The organism is Mycobacterium szulgai, assembly GCF_002116635.1.
GTDB lineage: Bacteria > Actinomycetota > Actinomycetes > Mycobacteriales > Mycobacteriaceae > Mycobacterium > Mycobacterium szulgai.
Genome location: NZ_LQPW01000156.1, coordinates 63,754 through 71,434, shown reverse-complemented (window position 1 = coordinate 71,434; position 7,681 = coordinate 63,754). Strand labels below are relative to the sequence as shown.

Here is a 7,681-nt window from a genome sequence, read left to right as displayed (position 1 = left end):
CTGCCGAGCAGTTCTGATCCGCCGACCCCGCCATTACCGCCGCTCCCACCGGCCCCGCCGGTGCCGAAGAACCCGGCGTTGCCGCCGGCCCCACCGGCCCCGCCGGTATGGCCCGGTTCTGCTGTGAAGCGGACTTCAAACTGCGGACCGGACCCGCCGGCCCCGCCCGCGCCGCCATCACCGAAGAAGAAGCCGCCGTCACCGCCGCGACCGCCGGCCGCGAAAGTCCCGCCCATCCCGCCGCTGCCGCCGCTGCCGAAGAACCCGGCGTTGCCGCCGGCGCCCCCGGCGCCGCCACTTCCCAGACTCACCCCGGACGGACTGACCGAAGCGGCGCCGCCGGCGCCGCCCCTGCCGCCGTTGCCGACGAACCCGGCGTTGCCGCCGCGGCCACCGGCCTGGCCGGCCGCGCCCGGCGCACCGTTGCCGCCGTTGCCCCAAAGCCAGCCGCCGTCGCCGCCGGCCTGCCCTGGCGCCGTCCCGTCGACCCCGTTGCCGATCAGGGAACGTCCGGTCAGCACTTGCGACGGCGCGTTGACCGCATTCAGCAGCTGCTGCTCGACGTTGAGCGACTCGGCACTCAGATACGCGCCGGCTCCAGCCTGCAGGTTGCGCACGAATTGACTGTGGAACGCCGCGACGTCGGCGCTGATCGACTGATATTCCCGGGCGTGCGAACCGAACAATGCGGCGATGGCCGCAGACACCTCATCGGCACCGGCGGCTGCGACCGCCGTCGTCGGGATGGCGGCCGCCACATTGGCCTGGCTGATCGCCGCGCCAAGTTGCGACAGCTCCGCTGCAGCGGCGTCCACGAACTCCGGTACCGCGAATACGAACGACATTGGTGTCCTCCCGTACGTGCCGAAACTGCGCAAAGTATGTGCAGCGGGCGTTCGGGGAACCTTCGGAAGTTTTGAAATGCGCAGGTTGCTGGCGCCAAGCAGGCCCTTCGGTCGCTACCCTGTCCCAATGCGACATGGTGGTCGGACATGACACGCTTTCTGGCTCGCCGGTTGCTCAACTACCTCATCCTGTTGGCACTGGCCTCCTTCTTGACGTATTGCCTGACGTCGCTGGCGTTCTCGCCGCTGGAAAGCCTGATGCAACGCAGCCCCCGCCCGCCGCAAGCCGTCATCGACGCCAAGGCCCACGATCTGGGTTTGGACAAGCCGATCCCGCTTCGCTACGCCAATTGGGTTTCCCATGCCGTGCACGGCGACTTCGGAAAGACCATCACCGGCCAGCCCGTCGGCACTGAACTGGGCCGGCGAATCGGAGTCAGCCTGCGGCTCCTGGTGGTCGGCTCGGTGGTCGGCACGGTGCTGGGCGTGGTGCTCGGGGCGTGGGGCGCCATCCGGCAGTATCGGCTCAGCGACCGAGTCGTCACCATGGTGGCGCTACTGGTGTTGAGCACGCCGACGTTCGTGATCGCCAACCTGCTGATCTTGGCCGCGCTGCGGGTCAACTGGGGACTGGGCGTCCAGCTCTTCGACTACACCGGGGAGACGTCGCCGGGCGTGACCGGCGGATTCTGGGACCACTGGGGCGACCGGCTGCAGCACTTGGTCCTGCCCTCGCTCACGCTGGCTCTTGGCGCTGCCGCCGGGTTCAGCCGCTATCAGCGCAACGCCATGCTCGACGTCCTCGGCCAAGATTTCATCCGCACCGCGCGGGCCAAGGGACTAACCCGGCGGCGCGCGCTGGTCAAGCACGGACTGCGCACGGCGCTGATACCGATGGCCACCCTGTTCGCCTACGGAGTGGCCGGACTGGTCACCGGCGCGGTGTTCGTGGAGAAAATCTTCGGCTGGCATGGCATGGGCGAGTGGGCGATTCGCGGTATCTCGACGCAGGACACCAACATCGTTGCCGCGATCACGGTGTTCTCCGGCGCGGTGGTTTTGCTGGCCGGGCTGCTATCCGACGTCTTCTATGCCGCACTTGACCCCAGGGTGCGGGTGTCATGAGCCGCGCCAGCGACGATGCAGTGCGTAGCGATGAAGAGGAGCGGCGCATATGAGCGCCGTAACCGCAACGGGCACAGTCGAATTCAAGTCCCGGCGCACCCTGGTGCTGCGGCGGTTCCTGCGCAACCGGACGGCAGTGGCATCGCTTGGCCTGCTGGTGGTGCTATTCGTCGGCTGCTACGCGTTGCCCTCGGTGCTCCCCTACTCCTATGAAGACCTCGATTTCGACGCGCTGCTGCAGCCGCCGAACACCAGGCATTGGTTCGGTACCAACGCGCTGGGCCAAGACCTGTTGGCCCAGATCCTGCGGGGCATGCAGAAGTCGATGCTGATCGGTGTGTGCGTCGCGGTGATCTCCACCGGAATAGCCGCCACCGTCGGGGCGGTCTCGGGGTATTTCGGCGGCTGGCGGGATCGGGCCCTGATGTGGGTGGTGGACCTGCTGCTGGTGGTGCCCAGCTTCATCCTGATCGCGATAGTGACACCGCGCACCAAGAGCTCGGCCAACATCATGTTTCTGGTGCTGCTGCTGGCCGGGTTCGGCTGGATGGTCAGCTCCCGCATGGTGCGAGGCATGACCATGAGCCTGCGCGACCGCGAATTCATCCGGGCCGCAAGGTATATGGGTGTATCCAGCCGCCGGATCATCGTCGGCCACGTGGTGCCGAACGTGGCGTCCATTCTGATCATCGACGCCGCCCTGAATGTCGCGTTCGCCATCCTGGCCGAAACCGGCTTGAGCTTCCTGGGTTTCGGCATCCAGCCGCCGGACGTCTCGCTGGGCACCCTGATCGCCGACGGCACCGCGTCCGCGACCACGTTCCCCTGGGTGTTCCTGTTCCCCGCCGGCGTTCTGGTGCTGATTCTGGTGTGCGCCAACGTGACCGGCGACGGACTGCGCGACGCGCTGGATCCGGGCAGCAGAACCTTGCGGCGCGGTGACCGATGAGCCCGCTGCTCGAGGTGACCGACCTCGCCGTCACTTTTCCCACCGACGCGGATCCGGTGACGGCGGTGCGCGGCATCAGCTACCGCGTCGACCCCGGCGAAGTAGTGGCCATGGTCGGCGAGTCGGGATCGGGCAAGTCCGCGGCGGCGATGGCCGTTGTCGGACTGCTGCCGGAGTACGCGCAGGTGCGCGGCTCGGTGCGACTGGCGGGCACCGAACTGCTTGGGCTGGCCGACAGCGAGATGTCACGCTATCGCGGCCGGAGGATCGGCACGGTGTTTCAGGATCCGATGTCGGCGCTGACCCCGGTCTATACCGTCGGAGACCAGATCGCCGAAGCGATCCGCGTGCACCAGCCCGCGGTCGGCAAGAAAGTCGCGCGCGCTCGTGCAGTGGAATTGCTGGAGCTGGTCGGGATCTCACAACCGGAGCGGCGCGCCCGCGCCTTTCCGCACGAACTGTCCGGCGGCGAACGGCAACGGGTGGTAATCGCGATCGCGATAGCCAACGATCCCGACCTGTTGATCTGTGACGAACCCACCACCGCCCTCGACGTCACCGTGCAGGCGCAGATCCTTGAGGTACTCAAGAAGGCGCGCGACGTCACCGGTGCCGGCGTGCTGATCATCACCCACGACCTGGGGGTGGTCGCCGAGTTCGCCGATCGGGCCCTGGTGATGTATGCCGGCCGGGTCATCGAATCGGCCGGGGTGGACGACCTTTACCGGGACCGCCGGATGCCCTACACCGTCGGGCTGTTGGGTTCGGTTCCCCGGTTGACCGCCGCGCAGGGCACCCGCCTGGTCCCCATCCCCGGCGCGCCGCCGTCGCTGGCCGGACTGGATCCTGGATGCCCGTTCGCGCCACGCTGCCCGCTGGCGATCGACGAATGCCGGGCCGCCGAACCGCCTTTGATCGAGATGGCCGCCGACCACCGGGCGGCGTGCATCCGCACCGACCAGGTCACCGGGCGCAGTGCGGCCGACATCTACGGCGTCAGCACCGAACGGCTCGCCGCGGAACCGGACGACTCGTCCGTGGTGGTAAAGGTGCGAGATCTGGTCAAGACCTATCCGTTGACCAAGGGGGTCCTACTGCGTCGGTCGGTCGGCGAGCTGCGCGCGGTCGACGGCGTCAGCTTCGAGCTGCAGCGCGGCCGCACCCTGGGCATCGTCGGCGAATCCGGTTCGGGCAAGTCGACTACCTTGCATCAGATCCTGGAACTCGTTGCCCCACAGTCGGGTTCGATCGAGGTGCTCGGAAACGACGTCGCCACCCTGGATGCCGGGCGCCGGCGCGAACTGCGACGAGACATCCAGGTCGTCTTTCAGGACCCGGTGGCCTCGCTGGACCCTCGGCTACCCGTGTTCGACCTGATCGCAGAACCGTTGCAGGCCAACGGGTTCAGCAAGGACGATATCTATGCCAGGGTCGACGAGTTGCTGGGCATCGTGGGCCTGCGCCGCGCCGACGCCAGCCGCTATCCCGCCGAATTCTCCGGCGGGCAGAAGCAGCGCATCGGTATCGCACGAGCATTGGCGTTGCAGCCCAAGATCCTTGCCCTCGATGAACCGGTGTCCGCGCTCGATGTGTCTATCCAGGCCGGCATCATCAACCTGCTGCTCGACCTACAAGAACGGTTCATGTTGTCGTATCTGTTTGTTTCCCATGATCTTTCGGTGGTGAAACATCTCGCCCACCAAGTGGTGGTGATGTTTCGCGGAACCGTTGTCGAGTACGGCGACAGCCAGGGGGTCTTCGGCAATCCGCAGCACGAGTACACGCGCCGGCTGCTGGGCGCGGTACCACAACCCGAGCCGGGTAGACGATGACTAGCCGGGTCCGCGTGGCAATCGCGCTACTTGCCGCCGCTCTGGTGTTGTCCGGATGCTCGGCTAATTTCGTCCCCCCGACCGGCGGTAACACCGCAGTCGGTACCACCAGCGACATAAACCCGCAAAATCCGGACACGCTGCAAGACGGCGGCAACTTGCGGCTCGCGCTCAGCGATTACCCGCCCAACTTCAACGTTCTGCACATCGACGGCAACTCGGCCGAAACCGGCGGGATTCTGAAAGCAACCATGCCGAGTGCGTTCACTATCGCGGCGGATGGCTCGGCTACCGTCAACACCGACTACTTCACCAGCATCGAACTGACCAGCACAGAACCTCAGGTAATCACCTACACCATCAATCCCAACGCATTCTGGACCGACGGCACTCCGATCACCTGGCAAGACATCGCCAGTCAAATCCACGCCACCAGTGGCGCCGACAAGGCGTTCGAGTTCGCGTCCCCGAACGGCTCCGATCGCGTCGCCTCGGTGACCCGGGGCGTCGATGACCGCCAGGCCATCGTGACTTTTGCCAAGCCATACGCGGAATGGCGGGGCATCTTCTCCGGCAACGGCATGCTGCTGCCCAGCGTCATGACGTCCACGCCCGAGATATTCAACAAGGGCTCACTCGAGAGCCCCGGCCCATCCGCCGGCCCATTCATTGTGTCCACCCTGGACCGGGCCACTCAGCGAATCACTCTGACCCGCAACCCGAAATGGTGGGGAAAGCGCGCGCGCCTGGACAGCATCACCTACCTGGTACTCGATGACGCGGCGCTGTTGCCGGCGCTGCAGAACAACACGATCGACGCAACCGGAATCGGCTCGCTTGACCAGCTTACGATTGCCGAGCGCACCAAGGGCATCTCCATCCGACACGCGCCCGCTCCCACCTGGAGCCACTTCACTTTCAACGGTGCGGCTGGCTCAATCCTCGCCGACACGGCGCTGCGCGTCGCTGTTTGCCGGGGAATCGACCGGCGGACGCTCGCCAAAGTTGGCCTATACGGCCTTGTCAGTGACCCGGCCCCGTTGAATAACCACATCTACGTCGCCGGCCAAAAGGGCTATCAGGACAACAGCGGGGTTGTCGCCTACGACCCCGAGCAGGCGAAGCGGGATCTCGACGCGCTGGGCTGGAAGCTCCCCACCGGTTCACGGAGCAAAGTCCGGGAGAAGGACGGCCGCCAGCTCATCGTGCGGATGTTGTTCTACGACTCGCAGGGCAGCAAGCAATTCGCACAGATCGCTCAACACAGTCTCGCCGAGATTGGGGTAAAGCTTGACCTCCAATCCCGCTCCGGCAGCGGCTTTTTCAGCAACTACGTCAACGTCGGGGCATTCGATATCGCACTGTTCGGCTGGGTGGCCGACGCGTTCCCACTATCAGGGCTCGCGCAAATCTACGCGTCCGACGGCGAGAGTAACTTCGGCAAGATCGGCACCCCGGAGATAGACGCCGCGATCGAGCGCACACTCGCAGAACTCGATCCGGCTAAGGCGCGGATGTTGGCCAATGAGGTCGACAGACTCATCTGGGCGGAAGGCTTCAGCCTGGCGCTGACGCAGTCTCCCGGCGACATCGCGGTTCGCAGCACACTGGCCAACTTCGGCGCAACGGGTCTTGCCGACCTGAACTACAGCGCCATCGGGTTCATGCGCACGTGACCGGGCGCGGTAGCGGCCTTCCCCGCCAGCCGGCCGGGAGCGCCGCCTCGATCGTGGCCGCCGCCGCAATTGCCTTCCACAGCAAGCGCAGATGAAGACGCGGCGGCAGCGCGTCCAGTTGCCGCGCCCGGTCGACAAGCCCGTCGACGTCGCCGCGGCATACCGCCGCAGCGATGGCCAATGCGGCCGGCTCCCGGAAATCCACCGCGCTGTGCGACATGCTCGGCAAGCGCAGCAGGGTCGCGCCCGGCACCAGTGCCGCCACCCGCTCGGATACCGCTGGCGGCGTGACGAGATCACGGCCACCGGCTATCACCACCGTCGGCCAGTGGAATTTCGGCATCTCGACGGATAGGTCGAATGGTTCTGCGACGAAATGATCTGTCACCCTTAGCGTTTCGCTGAAGGCCACGGCGGGGTCGAGTGGGAGTCCGTCGGGTTCGGCGGCGTAGTCCAGTTCGCGGAATGCGATGCGGCCGACCAGGTCGAGTTCGAGGCGATAGGGAACCTTGCGCGAGACTATCGCGCCCACCCGGGACAGCGCCGTCCACAACAGCATTCGGCCTTGGAGCAGCAGATCGAGTTGGCGTTCGAGCAGTTCGGACCCGCCGTGGCCGTAGACCGTCGCCGCGATCTGGCCGGCCGACGCGGTCATGATCCCGGCATCGACCAGTTGGCGCATCTTGGGTGCCAGCGCGGCCGTTTCCGGGTTGTCGCCCTCCAACAGCCTGCCCCGGATGGCGTCGCGGACAATCGTGATGTCTTGGCTGGACAGCACCGGTGAGTCCAGGATCATCGCGGCCACCAATCGGGGATGCCGGACCCCGACCCCGGCGGCGACATAGGTGCCGTACGACGTGCCGTAGATGACGCCCGAATCCACGTGCGCGTCGTCGAGCACCGCGGCGACGTCGTCGATGACCTGATCGATGGTGATCGCTTCCGGCGGCAAATCCACACCGCAGTCGTCGTGGCGCGACATCCCCACTCCGCGGTGCTCGATCATGATGACGTCAAAGCCGGCGGCGGCCGCGCGGCGCCGAAACCCCCGGTAAGGGAGTACCGAGGCCATGCCCGGTCCGCCCGGGATGAGCACCAGTGGTTGCCTGGATTTGCGGCCGGCGCGCACGTAGTACAGGTCGAACTCTTCGTCGTCGCCCGGAGAGACCGGACGGCGCACCGTTCGCACCCCGGGCAACTTCGCCAGCCTCGCGTGCACCCGGCGCCGTTTTGCGTTCATGGTCATTGCCGTCG

The 7,681-nt window shown here is 66.3% G+C and carries 6 protein-coding genes; 4 read left to right on the top strand and 2 right to left on the bottom strand.

The genetic code is table 11. From position 1 onward, the window contains the following. Nucleotides 1–845 (bottom strand): PE family protein (locus AWC27_RS23885; RefSeq protein WP_139837175.1); only part of this gene is annotated, 845 nt, incomplete at its 3' end. A 147-nt stretch (nt 846–992) separates the two neighbouring features. Between AWC27_RS23885 and AWC27_RS23880 the strand changes: the two genes are divergently transcribed. Genes AWC27_RS23880 through AWC27_RS23865 form a run of 4 tightly spaced genes read left to right on the top strand, consistent with a single transcriptional unit; the run spans nt 993 to nt 6,427 of the window. Next, nucleotides 993–1,970, top strand: a complete 978-nt coding sequence (locus AWC27_RS23880) for an ABC transporter permease (RefSeq protein WP_085672743.1) — start codon at nt 993–995, stop codon at nt 1,968–1,970. Between the two features lie 49 nt (nt 1,971–2,019). Next, nucleotides 2,020–2,919 carry an ABC transporter permease gene (locus tag AWC27_RS23875; protein WP_085672742.1) on the top strand — a complete coding sequence of 300 codons (900 nt, stop codon included), beginning with the start codon at nt 2,020–2,022 and terminating at the stop codon, nt 2,917–2,919. Next, on the top strand, nt 2,916–4,751 hold the full coding sequence (locus AWC27_RS23870) for a dipeptide ABC transporter ATP-binding protein (protein WP_085672741.1): 1,836 nt from the start codon (nt 2,916–2,918) through the stop codon (nt 4,749–4,751). Before AWC27_RS23875 ends, AWC27_RS23870 begins: the two co-directional genes overlap by 4 nt. Then, on the top strand, nt 4,748–6,427 hold the full coding sequence (locus AWC27_RS23865; RefSeq protein WP_085672740.1) for an ABC transporter family substrate-binding protein: 1,680 nt from the start codon (nt 4,748–4,750) through the stop codon (nt 6,425–6,427). Before AWC27_RS23870 ends, AWC27_RS23865 begins: the two co-directional genes overlap by 4 nt. On the opposite strand, the gene AWC27_RS23860 is transcribed toward AWC27_RS23865, so the two are convergent. Continuing rightward, a complete protein-coding gene (locus tag AWC27_RS23860; protein ID WP_085672739.1) occupies nt 6,414–7,673 on the bottom strand; it encodes an alpha/beta hydrolase in 1,260 nt (419 codons plus the stop codon). The genes AWC27_RS23865 and AWC27_RS23860 overlap by 14 nt on opposite strands. Nucleotides 7,674–7,681 lie beyond the last annotated feature (8 nt).